General features: G+C 60.1%; 14 protein-coding genes. 6 read left to right on the top strand and 8 right to left on the bottom strand.

Features of this window, described 5'->3' with window-relative positions; genetic code table 11:
• Positions 1-135: 135 nt before the first annotated feature.
• Positions 136-717 (top strand): DUF4167 domain-containing protein, encoded by a 582-nt coding sequence (locus ACR0I8_RS01970; protein ID WP_170373914.1) that lies wholly within the window; start codon positions 136-138, stop codon positions 715-717.
• A gap of 155 nt (positions 718-872) precedes the next feature.
• Here ACR0I8_RS01970 and rsmA read toward each other — a convergent pair whose 3' ends face one another.
• The 5 genes from rsmA to lptG form a co-directional block, all read right to left on the bottom strand.
• Entirely contained in the window at positions 873-1,715 is an 843-nt protein-coding gene (gene rsmA, locus ACR0I8_RS01965) for a 16S rRNA (adenine(1518)-N(6)/adenine(1519)-N(6))-dimethyltransferase RsmA (RefSeq protein WP_170373913.1), read from the bottom strand.
• An 84-nt stretch (positions 1,716-1,799) separates the two neighbouring features.
• Positions 1,800-2,765, bottom strand: a complete 966-nt coding sequence (pdxA, locus tag ACR0I8_RS01960; RefSeq protein WP_170688788.1) for a 4-hydroxythreonine-4-phosphate dehydrogenase PdxA — start codon at positions 2,763-2,765, stop codon at positions 1,800-1,802.
• On the bottom strand, positions 2,762-4,015 hold the full coding sequence (locus ACR0I8_RS01955) for a peptidylprolyl isomerase (protein WP_170688787.1): 1,254 nt from the start codon (positions 4,013-4,015) through the stop codon (positions 2,762-2,764). Before ACR0I8_RS01955 ends, pdxA begins: the two co-directional genes overlap by 4 nt.
• Positions 4,006-6,168 (bottom strand): LPS assembly protein LptD, encoded by a 2,163-nt coding sequence (locus tag ACR0I8_RS01950; protein ID WP_170688786.1) that lies wholly within the window; start codon positions 6,166-6,168, stop codon positions 4,006-4,008. The genes ACR0I8_RS01955 and ACR0I8_RS01950 overlap by 10 nt, the downstream gene beginning before the upstream one ends.
• Positions 6,168-7,268, bottom strand: a complete 1,101-nt coding sequence (gene lptG / locus ACR0I8_RS01945) for an LPS export ABC transporter permease LptG (protein ID WP_170688785.1) — start codon at positions 7,266-7,268, stop codon at positions 6,168-6,170. Before lptG ends, ACR0I8_RS01950 begins: the two co-directional genes overlap by 1 nt.
• A 229-nt stretch (positions 7,269-7,497) precedes the next feature.
• Between lptG and ACR0I8_RS01940 the strand changes: the two genes are divergently transcribed.
• From ACR0I8_RS01940 to ACR0I8_RS01930, 3 genes are read left to right on the top strand one after another with little or no spacing between them, the layout of a single operon-like run.
• Entirely contained in the window at positions 7,498-8,964 is a 1,467-nt protein-coding gene (locus ACR0I8_RS01940) for a leucyl aminopeptidase (protein WP_170688784.1), read from the top strand.
• Between the two features lie 4 nt (positions 8,965-8,968).
• Positions 8,969-9,427, top strand: a complete 459-nt coding sequence (locus tag ACR0I8_RS01935) for a DNA polymerase III subunit chi (protein ID WP_170373908.1) — start codon at positions 8,969-8,971, stop codon at positions 9,425-9,427.
• A 34-nt stretch (positions 9,428-9,461) separates the two neighbouring features.
• The gene (locus tag ACR0I8_RS01930; RefSeq protein ID WP_170688783.1) at positions 9,462-10,508 is read left to right on the top strand and encodes an aldo/keto reductase; all 1,047 of its coding nucleotides are present in this window, start codon (positions 9,462-9,464) and stop codon (positions 10,506-10,508) included.
• Between the two features lie 174 nt (positions 10,509-10,682).
• Here ACR0I8_RS01930 and ACR0I8_RS01925 read toward each other — a convergent pair whose 3' ends face one another.
• From ACR0I8_RS01925 to ACR0I8_RS01915, 3 genes are all read right to left on the bottom strand, one after another.
• Entirely contained in the window at positions 10,683-11,663 is a 981-nt protein-coding gene (locus ACR0I8_RS01925) for a GlxA family transcriptional regulator (RefSeq protein ID WP_170688782.1), read from the bottom strand.
• Positions 11,664-11,953: 290 nt separating this feature from the next.
• Positions 11,954-12,136 carry a hypothetical protein gene (locus tag ACR0I8_RS01920; protein ID WP_170688781.1) on the bottom strand — a complete coding sequence of 61 codons (183 nt, stop codon included), beginning with the start codon at positions 12,134-12,136 and terminating at the stop codon, positions 11,954-11,956.
• A gap of 80 nt (positions 12,137-12,216) precedes the next feature.
• Positions 12,217-13,083 (bottom strand): helix-turn-helix domain-containing protein, encoded by an 867-nt coding sequence (locus ACR0I8_RS01915; RefSeq protein ID WP_170688780.1) that lies wholly within the window; start codon positions 13,081-13,083, stop codon positions 12,217-12,219.
• 109 nt (positions 13,084-13,192) lie between these two features.
• Here ACR0I8_RS01915 and ACR0I8_RS01910 point away from each other — a divergent pair, with 109 nt between their 5' ends.
• Together ACR0I8_RS01910 and ACR0I8_RS01905 are read left to right on the top strand one after the other, a co-directional pair.
• Positions 13,193-13,402 carry a DUF2061 domain-containing protein gene (locus ACR0I8_RS01910; protein ID WP_170373903.1) on the top strand — a complete coding sequence of 70 codons (210 nt, stop codon included), beginning with the start codon at positions 13,193-13,195 and terminating at the stop codon, positions 13,400-13,402.
• Positions 13,389-14,282 (top strand): fatty acid desaturase, encoded by an 894-nt coding sequence (locus tag ACR0I8_RS01905; protein ID WP_170688779.1) that lies wholly within the window; start codon positions 13,389-13,391, stop codon positions 14,280-14,282. Before ACR0I8_RS01910 ends, ACR0I8_RS01905 begins: the two co-directional genes overlap by 14 nt.
• The last annotated feature ends 15 nt before the right edge of the window (positions 14,283-14,297 follow it).

The raw sequence follows: 14,297 nt of genomic DNA, 5'->3' as shown, positions 1-14,297 counted from the left end.
GAGAGGTTGACGCTGCTTCAGCGCGCCCCTGACGCCAAGCCCAAAAAAGCCGATGACACGTTACGGGACAGGCCTCTGAGCAGCGTAAGGTACGGGTTGATCGGCAGCGAATTGATAAGGCTGACGTAAAGTAAGATGAGATCTTCCAAATCCCGCTCGCGGGCCAAAAATAACCGCAATCGTCCTTCTGGCGGCAACGTCGTCAACCGGGTGTTCGACAGCTCGGGCCCCGAGGGCAAGGTGCGTGGCACGCCGCAGCAGATCATTGACAAATACAACCAGCTTGCGCGCGACGCACAGCTGTCCAACGACCGTGTCGCGGCTGAGAACTTTCAGCAACACGCCGAACACTATCTGCGGATGCTGAGCGAAGCACAGCGCGAGATTGAAGCGCGCCGCGAAGAGCAGGAGCGCCAGAACCGCGAACGTCAGGCCGAACGCGATCGTGAACGCGCCGAGCGTCAGGAGCGTGAAGCCGCCCGTCAGGCCGACCCGGCCGAGGCGCCGCAGCCTGATGTGATGGATTTCAGCGCGCCCGAGCCTGCGCCGGAAAGCGGGTTGGTCGAAACCCCTGAGAGCAAAGACAAAGGTACTCAGGCCCCTGAGAAGAAGGAAAAGCCCGCGCGCAAACCGCGTGCGCCGCGCAAGCCCAAAGCTGCACCCGCGGCTGAGGACGCGCCAAAAACCGACGGGGACGCGCCCGAAGCGGCCGAGTAAGCCCTGCACGGATAAAAAGAAAGCCCCGGTTTTATCCGGGGCTTTTTTGTTGCGCCTAGATCGCTTTGCGTTTGATTGGAATCGAAATACGCTGCCTCTCCCTGCGGTCGTACGCGCATTTCGGTGGCTTTGCCTCAGCTAAAACGCAAAACGCTTTAGGTTTTTTTGACTTCGCGCGCGAGGGCACAAAAGGCCTCAAGCGGGACCTGTTCGGCCCGCTCGGTAGGCTTTATGCCGGCTGCGATCAGGCGGTCCTCGATATCAGGCGCCACACCTTTCAATGAGGCACGCAGCATTTTGCGGCGTTGATTGAATGCCGCGGCAACGACGCGGGAAAGGGTGCTGGCATCGGCTGGATAGCGCGGCTCCGGCAGGGCGGTCAGGTGAACCACCGCGCTGGAGACTTTGGGCGGCGGGGTGAACGCACCGGGGGGCAGAGACATGGCGATACGTGCTTCGGCGCGCCATTGAGCCAGAATCGCAAGGCGACCATAGGCTTTGCTTCCGGGTTGAGCGACGATGCGTTCGGCCACTTCGCGCTGAAACATGAGCGTCAGGCTTTGCCAGAAGGGCGGCCATTCCGGCGGGGTCAGCCAACGCACCAGCAGCTCGGTGCCGACATTGTAGGGTAGATTGGCCGCGACGCGGATGGGCGGGGTCAGGTGTTCCAGCGGGTTAATTTCCAGCGCGTCGCCGTTGATCACCTCCAACTGGCCGGGATAGGCGGCGGCGATGTCATTTAGGGCGGCGATGCAGCGGGTGTCTTTTTCCACCGCCACGACCTTGCGCGCGCCCTCAGAGAGCAACCCACGGGTCAGCCCTCCGGGGCCGGGGCCGATTTCCAGAACGTCACAAGTGCTGAGGTCTCCGGCCTGGCGCGCGATCTTGGCGGTCAGGTTCAGGTCGAGCAGAAAGTTCTGGCCCAGCGATTTGCGGGCGGATAGCTGGTGGGTCGCGATGACCTCACGCAGGGGGGGGAGGGTGTCGATAGCGCTCATGATCCGGTTACCGTGACGCGTTTGGGGTGGTCAGCGCCAGTAATTTTTTGCCTCCGGCGTGGATATTTCCAGCCAGGTGAAGGATCAAGCGCTTTGTGCCATCTTCTGCGCGAGTTTCAGCGCTTCGATCAGGCTGGTTGGGTTGGCGATGCTTTGCCCTGCGATATCCAATGCGGTGCCGTGATCGGGTGAGGTGCGGATGAAGGGCAGGCCGAGGGTAACATTCACGCCCCGGTCGAAATCCAGCGTTTTGATCGGGATCAGGGCTTGATCGTGATACATCGCGATGGCCGCGTCATAACGGCTGCGCGCGGCTGCGTGGAACATCGTGTCGGCGGGGTGAGGGCCGGTCACGCTGTAGCCCTCGGGCTGTAGGTTCGCCAGCATCGGGTCGATCCAGTCCAGTTCTTCGGTTCCCATTTTGCCGCCTTCGCCCGCATGGGGGTTCAAGCCTGCCACGGCGATGCGCGGGGCCTCAATGCCGAATTGGGAGCGTAGGCCGGTAGCGGTGATCTCGATCGTGTCGTGCAGCAGGGCCGGGGTCAGTTCTTGCGGGACACGGGAGAGGGGGATGTGAATGGTCGCGGGCACGACGCGCAGTTGATCGCTGGCCAGCATCATCACCACCCGTTCACGGCCCGCTAGCGCTGCCAGAAATTCGGTATGGCCGGGGTAAGAAAAACCTGCTCCGTCGATGAGCGCCTTTTTGTGGATCGGGGCCGTACACAGGGCCGACGCCGCGCCGGATTGCACAAGGGAAACGCCCTGTTCGATGGCATCAATGACCGATGGCGCATTGGCCGAGTCGGGTTGGCCGGGCGTGTTGGGGGCTGGGAAGTTCAGCTGCAAAACCGGTAGCGCGGTTTGGGAAACCGAGATGGCCTCGACCGGATCGCTGATCAGCTGGGCCTGTGTGTCTGATGGCAGGTGCGCGACGTCGCCGATGTAGAAAAAGGGGCAGGTGTCGCGCAATTCCACCCATGCTTTGGCGGCGATCTCGGGTCCTATTCCCGCCGGATCGCCGCAGCTGAGCGCGATGGGCGCGCTCATTGCTCGATGATGCTGGCGTCGGCGCGCAATTGTTCCAGCAGGCTGTCCGCAAAGGCTTGAAGGCGTTGTTGCGTCAGCGCATTCGCGACATCCGCGCGAGAGGTATTTTCGCCCAGATTGCGGGTGCGGTTGCACAGCATCAGGAACATCAGCGTTTGGCCGTTGTTGCGTGTCAGCGTGGTCGAGACGTCGTTCGGGTCCAGCTTGGCCAGCTCGACCGCAACGTCGCGCGGGATCTCTGAGGGAGCGGCGTCGACACGCTCCAGCACTTCGGCCGGTTGCTCCTGCGCGATGCCGTATAGGTCATCACAGGTGTCGATCTCTTCGCGAAGTTTCGCGGCGGCGGCCAGTGTTTCGGCGCTACGGCCGCCGGCCATGTAATAGATGGCGTAGTCGATTGTGGAGTAAGAGGGCGTGCCGGTTGCAACCTCACGCAGGCCGCGCATCTGGAACAGAGCGATGGCGTTGGGTAGGGCGATCGGGCTGGTGATCTCACCATTCTTCAAGCCAAGAACCACGGGCTGCAGTGCTGGAGGTAGACCGGACAGGTTCAGCCAGTCGAGCCGGCCGCCATTGCTGCGGGTTTCTGCAGCCGAGTATTGCGCAGCCGCAGCCGAAAACGCATCAAACCCTTCGAGATTGGCGATTTCTTCAGCGAGAAGCTCGGTCTGGGCGAGGGTCTGCTGGTTTACAGGAATGATGATTTCAGACAACAAGACCTGAAGTCCGCCACCGCCGCCCTGACCCAGAGCGCGGTTGATCTCTTCCTCGGAGGGGTTGGCCTGAGACAGAAAACGCGCGCTGATATAGTTGCGCCATGTTAGCTGATCGGCGACGAAATCGCGGACCGTTTCCGGATCGACGCCTTCGTTGGCCAGCAATTGCAGGAACTGCTCGGTGCTGAGGCGCCCGCGGGCCGCGAATTCATCGACACCCGCCTGAATCGCCTCGGGCGGGACCTCGATCCCGGCTTCGCGCACGGCTTGTTTGCGCAAGCGGTCATCAATCAGTGCTTGCCGGACTTCGGCCTCGGACCCGCCAGAGATACCGAGTGCGTTTATGAATTGCTGACGTTGCTCCAACTCATACCAAGTTACCACGTCCTGATTGACCCGGATCGCTGGCGAAAACAGGCTTTGCGCAAACGTATGGGGCGCGGTGAAGGTAAGAGTCGTAGCGGCCAGGGCCGGAAGCACCAGCCGGATCGAAGCGGAACGAAGAAACCGTGAGAAAGTTGATATCAACTGCATGTTCTCTTGTAAGTGTTACCAGCGCCTTCGAGGGCGTATCCTGTCAGGGATACGGTAAAGCCGAATTCGGTCGAAGGCTCAATAGTTGATGTTGAAGTAAAGCGCCGCCTTACGGACATGTTAACCCGAACGCATTCGTTCTGGTAGGTCACGCCGAGGCCCAGGCGAATGGGTTCGGATTCGTTCAGGTCGTAGCGGGCCTCGGCCCGGGTCAGCCAGTTCTGGTCAACCTGATAGCGCCCGCGCAGCCAGACCTCGGAGACCGCCTCTTCGATGTTTTCAGCCGGGTCGGGTTCCAGCCAAATATAGCTGCCGGTGAAGGCTGAACCTTCTTTCGCCCACTCTCCACGCAGCTCGGCCTTGGCAAAGCTAAGGTCACCGTTGAGAATTCCGCGCCCGGCCAAAGACCAGCCATTAGCGGTTTTGAGCTGACCGGCCAGCAGGATATCGGACGATGTGCCCTGCAGTCCCGAAGTTAGAGTGAAATCCGGATCGGCATCCGCACGAAATACTTGGCCCACCGTGGCAAGCGCCTGCCAGCCTCCGCGACCATAGCGCGCCCAGTTGACGCCGACAGCGGCGGTTGCGCCATCCTCGCGGCGATCCTCTGCCGGAAAGCGCGACAGAGACAGCAGGTTGCCCTCGTCGAATTCCTGAAACGTGCTTTCGTCGATAGGCACGTCATTGTCAGAGACATCCGTCCAGCCGAACTGAACGATGGGTTCCAGAAATTGCGTCGCGCCGGATTTTTCGCGGCGTGTCATCGGATAGCGCAAGGTCAGGGCGGCCCGAGGGGTCGTCCGGGTAGCCTGCGTGGGGAAATTGCTGTCGTGGCGGATGTTGAACGCGTCAATGGAGGCACCGAACAACGCATCTGCCCGCAATCCGGTGGCAAAGGTCCAGCTGCGCAGCCATTCTGCGTCAAAGGTAGTGCGCGCCACGTCGCGTCCGACCACGTCCTCATCGCTGGTGCGCTCATGCGCGTGGGCGATGACGTTCACCCGAACTTCTCCGCCGACGGAGGTTGGGAAATAGCGCTTTTGGAAGTTCAGATCGAAAATGCGCGAGGGGATTTCATCCTGATCTTCGCTGTCACGCAGCGTTTTGTAGTGAATAAAGCTGGTCCGGAACGCCGTGTCGCGCTTGATCCGTTCCAGCGCAACTTCGCTGCGGAGGCGGTCCAAATCGGGCAGACCGTAGTCGGCCAGATAGGAATCATCCGAGGTCGTCTGCAGATCGAAGGTAAAGCGATAGTCATTTTTAAAGTCGAACCAGCCTTCGGCGAACAGATAACCGCGATCCTGATCCGGTTGAATGTCGTCCCGGGTCTGCGCGCCGTTGATCTCGATCCGGCCATTCACGAAAGCCTGTCGATAGCGATAGCCAAGCGTCGTGGTTTTGGACGAGAGATAGGGCGTAAGGGTCAGGTCCTTGTGGTCGCCAATTTTGAAGAAATACGGCACCTGCACCCCGGTTCCAAGCTGAGAGGTGGTGCGAATCGACGGCACCAGAAAACCGGTCGCACGCTCCAGCGTCGGGTCGGGCAGGCGCAGATAGGGGAAGTAGAAAACGGGAACGTCCAGTACCCGCAGCTGCGCTCCTTCAAAGTAAAGCTGCCGCTCTAACGAGTCATGCGTGACCTTGCGCGCCCGGATCTGCCACAGAGGCGGACGGCCATCGGTGCAGACATGGCACGAGGTTGCGGCGATCTTGCTGAATTGCGTAAAGCGCCCTCCGGCGCGGCGGGCCTGAACGGATGCGATTTGCACCTGCTGCTCGAACACCATCCGCGCGCCCACCAGCAGGCCATTCTGAAGCCCGTTGTCCAGCTGCGCCGACTCCGCCAGTACAGTCGTCTGCCCACCCTGATCAATGCGGACGGGGCCATCCAGTGTTAGCTCTCCGGTTTCGCGGTCATAGACGATGCGATTGGCGCTGAGTTTGACGTTGCCCTGAAACGCCTCGACATTGCCTTCGGCCACCAGCTTGCGTTCGGGCGTGATAAAGATCCTGTCGGCCACAAGCAGCGCCGGTTCTTCCTCTTGGGCCGGGCTTTGGGTGACGGCTGGATCGGACAGATTCTGCGCGGCTAGTCCAAGGGGCAGGGTCAGGGCCAGCAGGCTGGTCGCTGCAAACGGCAGAAAACGTTGCATCAGCCGTCCTCCGCGTGCAGCAACAGGCCAAGCGCGAGTAGAATCGCTGCAAAGGGCGGCGCCCAGGCGGCGACGTAGATTGGAAGCTGGCCGTTTTCGCCCAGAATCTGCGCGAAGTTGCGCACGAAATAGATCGCAAAGCCCAACAGAACAGCCGTCAGCACCGCCACACCGGTTCCACCAAAGCGTACATGGCGCATGGTGAAGGCCGCTCCGATCAGGACCATGGCAACCAGAAACAGGGGCCGGGCAAGTTGGACATGCAGCCAGACCTCATATTGCTTGGTCGAAAACCCAGCCTCACCCAGATCGCGGATCAGCTTGGGCAGATCATAGACCGAGACCGACTCCTGCTTGCCCAGCGTGTCCAAAATGCGTTCGCGCGTCAGTGTGGTCGGCAGCTCAAGCCTTTCGTGCGAAACAGCGTTTGTTTCAGGGTTGAGGTCGTCTCGCAGCGGCCAGAGTTTGGCGTGGGTCAAAACCCAGGTTCCGTTGGTTAGCTCAGCTCGTTCGGCCACGATCTGCTGGTTTGGCTTTCCGCCGCCCGAGAAGGTGATGATAGTCACATTGTCAAGACCCAGAGTATCCCCGTTCGATGTACCCCTGGCATGGATCACGGATTGGCCATTGTCAGAGCTTTGACGCAACCACAGCCCCTCGCGGCTGATCGACAGGGCAGAATTGCCATCGTCGCGATAGGCATCCGATAGACGCTCGAACTCTTCCGAGGTCGCGGCGGCGATCGGGTTCAGCAAAGCAACGGCCAGAATGCCGATCATCAGGGCCAAGGTCACAGGCGCAACCAGCGCCCGCAGGCCCGAACGTCCGGTGGCGCGGGTCACCACAAGTTCTGAAGTGCGCGCCAGCCCAACAAACAGCGCGATGGTGGACAGGATAATCAGCAGGGGCAGCATCTCGCTGATCGCGGCGGGGGTGTTCAGCAGTGTCAGACCCAGCAATTGGCCGACCGACAGGTCATAGTCGTCAAAGCGGCGCAGCTGTTCGATCAGGTCGATCAGAATCATCAGGGTCAAAAAGATGCCGCCGATGACCACAAAGCTTTGAAGAAAGCGGCGCGCGAAGTAGCGGTCGAGGATCACGGAAAGACCCTCTCAGGGCTTGAAACGCAGGGGTTCACGCCCGGATCGCCAATGCATGTGATTATGCGCGACAGCGAATGCCTGCCGTTTGGTGCCACTTAGATCTCCCCCGAGCCTGCCGTTTATTTTTGCAGAACCTTAATGCAAATGGCGGGCGGGGAAAACTGCTATCTGGTCAAGCCGCGCAGCGCGGGCTAGGTCTTGGGGAACAGATTTTGAGGAGTTTGCTATGAGCAGTCTGGTACCAATCCGTTTTAAGGCTTTTGACGTGGATGCCATGGCACAGGCGGAAGGGCGCGTGGCAATCATCATTCCCGCCGATGGTAAGATGAACCCCGCCGTGCGTCGCGCCAACAAACTGACGCGTGGAGCGGTTGCTCGATTGGTGGAAAGCGATCGGTTCGAAAAGGTGAAAACCGGGGATGTTATCTCGCTGGCGTGGCCGGTTGGAATGGCTGCTCAAGCGTTGGATATTGTGGTCCTGCCGCGCCGCCCCGAAGCGGATGAGGCGCGCAAGGCGGGGGCGTCATTGGCTAAACTGGCTGGTGGCAAAGACCTGTTGGTGATGGCGGGCAATCAGGTGCGCGTGGAACATCTGTCGATGGGCATCGCTTTGCGCAGCTATGATTTCGAAGTCCACAAAACCAAGGAGAGCGATGCGGCAGGTTCGGTCACGATCAGCCACAGCAAGCATGACGAGGCCGAGGCGGCCTTTGCACCGATGTATGCGGTTGCCGATGGGGTGCGGATGACCCGCGACTTGACGAATGAGCCTGCAAACATCCTGACCACCACCGAATTCGCCGACCGTCTGGACGAGATGAAATCGCTGGGCCTCGAGGTCGAGGTGCTGGAAGAAGACAAGCTGGCCGAACTGGGCATGCGCACGCTGTTGAGTGTGGGTCAGGGCTCGGTCAGCCCGTCGAAAGTTGTGGTGATGCAGTGGAACGGGGGCGACAAAGACGATGCGCCGCTGGCGCTTGTCGGGAAGGGCGTTGTGTTCGACACCGGAGGGATCTCGCTGAAACCGGCGGGTGGCATGGAAGACATGACCATGGACATGGGCGGCGCAGGGGTTGTGGCCGGCACCATGCGGGCGCTGGCCAAGCGCAAGGCCAAGGCCAATGTGGTTGGTCTTGTGGGGCTGGTCGAGAACATGCCCTCAGGCAATGCGACCCGTCCGGGCGACGTGGTGAAATCAATGAAGGGCGATACGGTCGAGATCATTAACACAGATGCTGAGGGCCGTTTGGTTCTGTGCGACGTGATGTGGTACGCGCAGGAAAGGTTCTCTCCGGTTGGTATGATCGATCTGGCAACCCTGACCGGGGCGGTCATCATCGGACTTGGCCATGAGAATGCAGGTGTCTTCTCGAACAATGACACCTTCTGCGATGCCTTCCTGAAATCGGCCAAGGCCGAGGACGAAGGCGCATGGCGGCTGCCGTTGGGCGCGGCCTACGACAAGCAGTTGAAGTCACGTATCGCGGATATGAAGAATGTCGGCGGGCGGCCTGCGGGTTCGATTACGGCGGCGCAGTTTCTCCAGCGGTTCGTCAAGGAAGAGACACCATGGATTCACCTCGACATCGCCGGTGTTGCCTCGGTCGCGGCTGAGACATCCTATGCCCCCAAAGGCGCCACAGGCTGGGGCGTGCGTGCGCTGAGCCGCTTTGTGCAGGACAATTTCGAGTAAACCCATGGGGGCCGTCTATTTCTATCACCTGACCCGTCAGCCGCTGGAGCATACTTTGCCGGTCCTGCTGGACAAGGCGCGTCAGGCCGGGTGGAAGATCGCCGTGCGGGGGACTGATCCTGCGCGGCTGGACTGGCTGGATGAAAAACTGTGGTTGGGACCCGAGGACGGGTTCCTGCCGCATGGACGAGCCGGTGGGCTGCACGATGCGATGCAACCGATCCTGCTGACGTCGGACATGCAGGCCGCAAACGATGCCAGCTGCGTGATGGCGGTGGACGGGGCCACGGTTGACCCGGATGAGGTCGCCGCTTTGGACCGGGTTTGCATTCTGTTCGACGGCAATGACATGGAGGCCGTTCAACATGCGCGTGGCCAATGGAAAGCGCTGACCGGCGCGGGATGTTCAGCGCAATACTGGTCCGAGGAATCGGGCCGTTGGGAAAAGAAAGCCGAAGCCTAGCGCGCGGCTGTTGCGGAAATCAGGAGAGCGACAAATGGAAATGAAGCCTTTGGGCCGCACCGGGATCATGGTGTCTGATCTGTGTCTCGGGACGATGACATTCGGATCGCAAACCTCGGAAGCGGACGCGCATACGCAGATGGACGTGGCGCTGGCGGCCGGGATCAATTTTGTCGATGCCGCCGAGATGTACCCGGTCAATCCGGTCGCCAAAGAGACGATTGGCCGGACCGAGGAAATCCTTGGCAACTGGAATGCTGCCAATACCGCGCGTAGGGGGGATTATGTTCTGGCCACCAAGCATTCCGGTGAGGGGCTTCGCTTTGTCCGCGATGGCGCGCCGATCACCGCTCAGACAATCCCCGAGGCCATCGAGGGCTCACTGAAGCGTTTGAAGACCGACTATATCGACCTCTATCAGTTTCACTGGCCCAATCGCGGCAGCTATATGTTCCGGCAGAACTGGACGTTCTCCCCGAAGGGGCACAACACCGATGAAGTGCTGGAGAATATGCAGGAGTGTCTGGAGGCGCTTCAGGTTCAGGTCGACAAGGGCAACATTCGGGCCTTTGGATTATCCAATGAAAGTGCCTGGGGGACAGCGCAATGGCTGCGTTTGTCCGAGCAGATGGGTGCACCGAGGGTGGCGTCGGTTCAAAACGAATACTCGCTGCTGTGCCGGCTGTTTGATACGGACATGGCCGAGTTGAGCGTTCATGAAGATGTAGGCCTGATGGCGTTCTCGCCTTTGGGGACGGGTTTGCTGACCGGCAAATATCAGGGCGGCGCCATTCCCGAAGCCTCGCGCATGTCACTGACGCCTGAACTGGGGGGGCGCAAGTCCGAGCGGGTTTTTGATGCCGTTGACGTCTATTTGCAGATCGCTGCGCGGCATGGGCTGGACCCGACGCACATGGCGCTGGCTTGGTGCCGGACCCGGCCGTTCATGATGTCAGCCATCTTTGGCGCAACGACAGTGGCGCAGTTGGAGCATATCCTGTCTGGCGTTGATCTGCGCTTGTCGGATGAAGTTCTGTCCGAGATCGAGGCGGTGCACAAAGCGCATCCGATGCCGTATTGAGACGTTTCGGGTTTTACCTAGATCGCCAAGTGACAAGAATTTCCCGAGAACGCGGAAAGCGTGGCGGGTATTCGTGTCGCAGGCTTAACCCGAAGCGATCTAGGGGGCGCTGCCCCCGCCGCGCGTGCCGCGCGCCTCCCCCGAGGTATTTCTGGCCAGATGGAGTGGATCCGGTCAGTGATGGGTGGGGTAGGCACTATCCTGTCTGAGGTCACGGGCCGACAAACCGTGGGCTGTGCGGAAGGCGCGGGCAAAGCTGGATTGCGAGGTGAACCCGGTGGCCTGAGCCACGTCCATCAGCGACATGTCGGTATCGGTCACCAGTCGGCGGGCCTCCGCCATGCGCAGTTGCAAGTAGTGGTCCTGCGGCGTGGTGTTGAGGCGCAGGCGAAACTGCTGTTGCAGAGTGCGGGGGCTGGTGCCCAGCCGGTCGGCGATATGGGCCAATGGCAGCGGGTCGTCGAGCGCGGCCTCCATCAGGCTGTTGGCTTTGGAGGTCAGCGCAGAGTGGTGGTTCGCTCTGGGGGCGCCTGTTTTGGTTTGGGCCGCAGCGCCTTCGTACAGGAACTGGTTTGAGACACGTGCGGCAAAACCCGCACCATGGCGCGCGGCGATGATGTGCAGCATCATCTCGACCGCTGGGATCGCGCCGCCCGAGGTCAGACGGTTTTCGGAGATTGCGAAGCGGGTTGCCTGAACGTCGACCTTGGGAAAGCGGCTGGCGAAACTGTCAAGATCGTCCCAATGGGTGGTCGCGCTGTGACCATCGAGCAGACCAGCCTCAGCCAGCAGCCAAGGCCCTCCGTCTATTCCGGCCATAGTGGCACCCGTGGCCGCGATGCGTCGCAATCCCGCGAGAAGGCTTGGGGTTGCCTGGCGGGCCATTTGAAATCCGGCAACCACAATCATCAGGTCACAGCTCTGCAAACGGGCCAGCGGTATGCCGGGAACGGTGAGGGCGCTGGTCAGCATGACCGGCGCGTCCGTTGGGGTCACATAGTCCCAATCAAAGGCCGGGCGATCGGCCAGACGATTGGCGGCGCGCATCGGATCTACGGCCGAGGCGAAGCTGAGCGTGCTGCATTCATCCAGAACCAAGAGCGCCGTTTTCAGGGCACGATGTTCCGGTTGCAGTATGTTTTTTGCGGATTTCATCAAGTTCGATTCGCATTCTGACAAGTGTTTCCACAAGGCTGCGACAGAGGCGGCGGTTGCGCAAATCGGAATCCGGGGAGAAGCCTGGGGAAAACTATGGTCAAAACTGGGTATAACTTGGGGAAAACGTTTTCGCCCGGAAAATGGCAGGTATTCCGATGTCCAGAGCCCGCCCATCGGAGATGGCCGTGCACCGTTTTTCGAACGTCTGGCCAGCGAAATTGGCCCGCTGACTGGATGGGCGGAGCGTGTTGTTTTTGATGGCGCGACAAGCGCGTAAAGCTGGGGCTTCAGCCTTGATTCGGGCCTCGGATCTGGCGGATTGTGCGGCGGACGGCTTGCCAATCTTTGGCCTCTTGCGTGTTTCCGGCGGCCTCACATTCGCGCATCTTCCGAGCGGCTTCCGCCTCGGCCCGGTCGCCGTGCGCGGAATATAGGGCGCGTGCATATTGAGCTGTTTGTAGTGCGTCCATTCTGATCATCCTCCGTAGAGTGTCTGCGCGTTCGCGGTGTCACTATACTACAGGAACCGGAAAACCGCACGTTTGAGGCGTCAGCCCTTTGCAACCTCGGCCCGCAACCCGCGCAGGTATTCCGGGAAACGGCGTGCGGTCATCTCAGCCTCGCGGATCAGGGTGTCGAAATGCCGGCTGAACACCTCGATCCGGTCGCGGTCGCGGAAAGCCATATAGTGGCTGCCCGCATAGAAGACGCAAAGAAGGGGCCCGAAGATCGTGACAGGTGCGGAGTACAGGCGTTTGGCATCGAACAGATAGATGCGCAGGCGGGGATAGTGCTGCTCGCTGAGGTCCAGAAGGTGGTCGATCTGTTCCAGACGGACTGGCAAAGGCAGCCCCTCGTAGTAGCCGGTGCCGAGGGCAAAGCTGCGGATCTCATACAGAGGCATGGCGATCTCATAGTCCGACTGGGCGCTGCGCATCCAGGACAAGCGATCCTCGGACGCTCCTATGGCTTGATCTGCTGTGCGGCCCAAATGCGGCGCGTATTCCCATTCGAGAATCGCGCGGGTCTTGAGCATATCGGGCAGGGTGGCGGGCACATAGCGGATTTTGTAGCCTGCAGCCTCTTGATGCCATTGGAAAATACGCTCATCGACAAGGGCGCGGGGGGCCTCGGTCATGGTCAGAGAGCTCGCCAGCAATTCCGCGGCGCTTTCGGGACGGTCCGACAGGCTTAACAGCCAATCCGCGGAAACGCCCAGAGCAGAAGCGCAACTGCCGACTACATGGGCGTTGGGCAAGCGGGCGCCTTCATCGGTCAGCAGCTGTGATACGGTCGAGCGGTCGACACCGATATGTCGGGCAAGACCGCTTTGGCTGACACCGGTGTCCTCCATCGCACGGGAAAGTCGCTGGCGAAACTGAGCAGCGCGGACTCGTTTGTCGATTTTCTCTATCATAAGGAGATAAATATCATTTCTGATGATTTTTGTTAATCATATTCAGAATTCCCAACACGCCACCCGTTGAGTAACGCTTTTGTGATAACAATAAAAAACGGGGTCCGGAATGGAAACGCGACGAAGATCTGTCGTGAAAGCACTCATTTGGAACGTGATGGGGTTGGTGATGATGACTCTGGTGGGCCTGATCGCCACCGGGTCAGTTGCCTTGGGCGGCGTGGTGGCGCTGGTCAACACCGCTATCGGTCTGACGCTTTACATTGTCTATGAGCGGGTCTGGGCGGGGATCTCATGGGGGCGTCATGGGGAAAGCTAAAACGCCCGAATGGGGCACATTGGCCCTGATCTCCGCATGTTACACCGCCTGGTTGATTGCCACTTTCTACGTGGCAGGTTGGAGCCTGTGGTTCGCGATCCCGATGATGGGTGCGATTGCCGCCCTTCATTCCTCGCTAACGCATGAGGCGTTACACGGACATCCGTTTCGCACGAAATGGTTGAATGAGGCGTTGATGGCCCTGCCATTGACCCTGTTTATTCCATTCAACCGGTTTCGCGACTTGCATCTTGCGCACCATCAGGATTCGAACCTGACAGACCCTTATGACGACCCTGAAAGCAACTACCATGACCCAAAGGTCTGGGCGCAGCTGTCCGCATGGCAAAAGAGGCTGCTTGCCGCCAACAACACTCTGCTCGGGCGCATGGTGTTGGGGCCTGCGATCGGGCAGTTTATGTTTCTGCGGGGTGAATGGAATAGCCTGATCCGTGGAGACCGTTCGGTCGCCCTTGCATGGGCACTGCATATCCCCGGAGTTGCGGTGGTTCTGTGGATCGTCGCGCATTCCTCCATGCCGATTTGGGCCTATGTCATGTCGGCCTATATCGGGTTGGGTCTTGTGAAGATCCGGACCTTCCTTGAACACCGAGCGCATGAGAAATCGCGCGCCCGCACGGTGATCGTTGAAGACCGCGGAATTTTGGCTTTCTTGTTTCTGAACAACAACCTGCACGTGGTTCATCACATGAACCCATCGGCCGCTTGGTACGAACTACCCGCGCTCTATCAATCGGGCAAAGAGCGGTATCAGGATTGCAACGAAGCCTATGTCTACGCTTCCTATGCCGAGATCTTCAGGGCGTATTTCTGGCGGGCGAAGGACCCGGTGCCGCATCCGCTCTGGCCAAAACCCTGATTTAACTACAGAACG

Source organism: Ruegeria sp. BG9 (assembly GCF_056538305.1).
The sequence above is the reverse complement of the archived record's forward strand: the minus strand, read 5'-3'. Positions and strand labels throughout refer to the sequence as shown.

Excerpts from the sequence above, each read along its gene's own strand:
- ACR0I8_RS01970 (WP_170373914.1), top strand. The coding sequence starts at position 136 with ATGAGATCTTCCAAATCCCGCTCGCGGGCCAAAAATAACCGCAATCGT.
- rsmA (WP_170373913.1), bottom strand. The coding sequence starts at position 1,715 with ATGAGCGCTATCGACACCCTCCCCCCCCTGCGTGAGGTCATCGCGACC.
- pdxA (WP_170688788.1), bottom strand. The coding sequence starts at position 2,765 with ATGAGCGCGCCCATCGCGCTCAGCTGCGGCGATCCGGCGGGAATAGGA.
- ACR0I8_RS01955 (WP_170688787.1), bottom strand. The coding sequence starts at position 4,015 with ATGCAGTTGATATCAACTTTCTCACGGTTTCTTCGTTCCGCTTCGATC.
- ACR0I8_RS01950 (WP_170688786.1), bottom strand. The coding sequence starts at position 6,168 with ATGCAACGTTTTCTGCCGTTTGCAGCGACCAGCCTGCTGGCCCTGACC.
- ACR0I8_RS01940 (WP_170688784.1), top strand. The coding sequence starts at position 7,498 with ATGAGCAGTCTGGTACCAATCCGTTTTAAGGCTTTTGACGTGGATGCC.
- ACR0I8_RS01935 (WP_170373908.1), top strand. The coding sequence starts at position 8,969 with ATGGGGGCCGTCTATTTCTATCACCTGACCCGTCAGCCGCTGGAGCAT.
- ACR0I8_RS01930 (WP_170688783.1), top strand. The coding sequence starts at position 9,462 with ATGGAAATGAAGCCTTTGGGCCGCACCGGGATCATGGTGTCTGATCTG.
- ACR0I8_RS01925 (WP_170688782.1), bottom strand. The coding sequence starts at position 11,663 with ATGAAATCCGCAAAAAACATACTGCAACCGGAACATCGTGCCCTGAAA.
- ACR0I8_RS01920 (WP_170688781.1), bottom strand. The coding sequence starts at position 12,136 with ATGGACGCACTACAAACAGCTCAATATGCACGCGCCCTATATTCCGCG.
- ACR0I8_RS01915 (WP_170688780.1), bottom strand. The coding sequence starts at position 13,083 with ATGATAGAGAAAATCGACAAACGAGTCCGCGCTGCTCAGTTTCGCCAG.
- ACR0I8_RS01910 (WP_170373903.1), top strand. The coding sequence starts at position 13,193 with ATGGAAACGCGACGAAGATCTGTCGTGAAAGCACTCATTTGGAACGTG.
- ACR0I8_RS01905 (WP_170688779.1), top strand. The coding sequence starts at position 13,389 with ATGGGGAAAGCTAAAACGCCCGAATGGGGCACATTGGCCCTGATCTCC.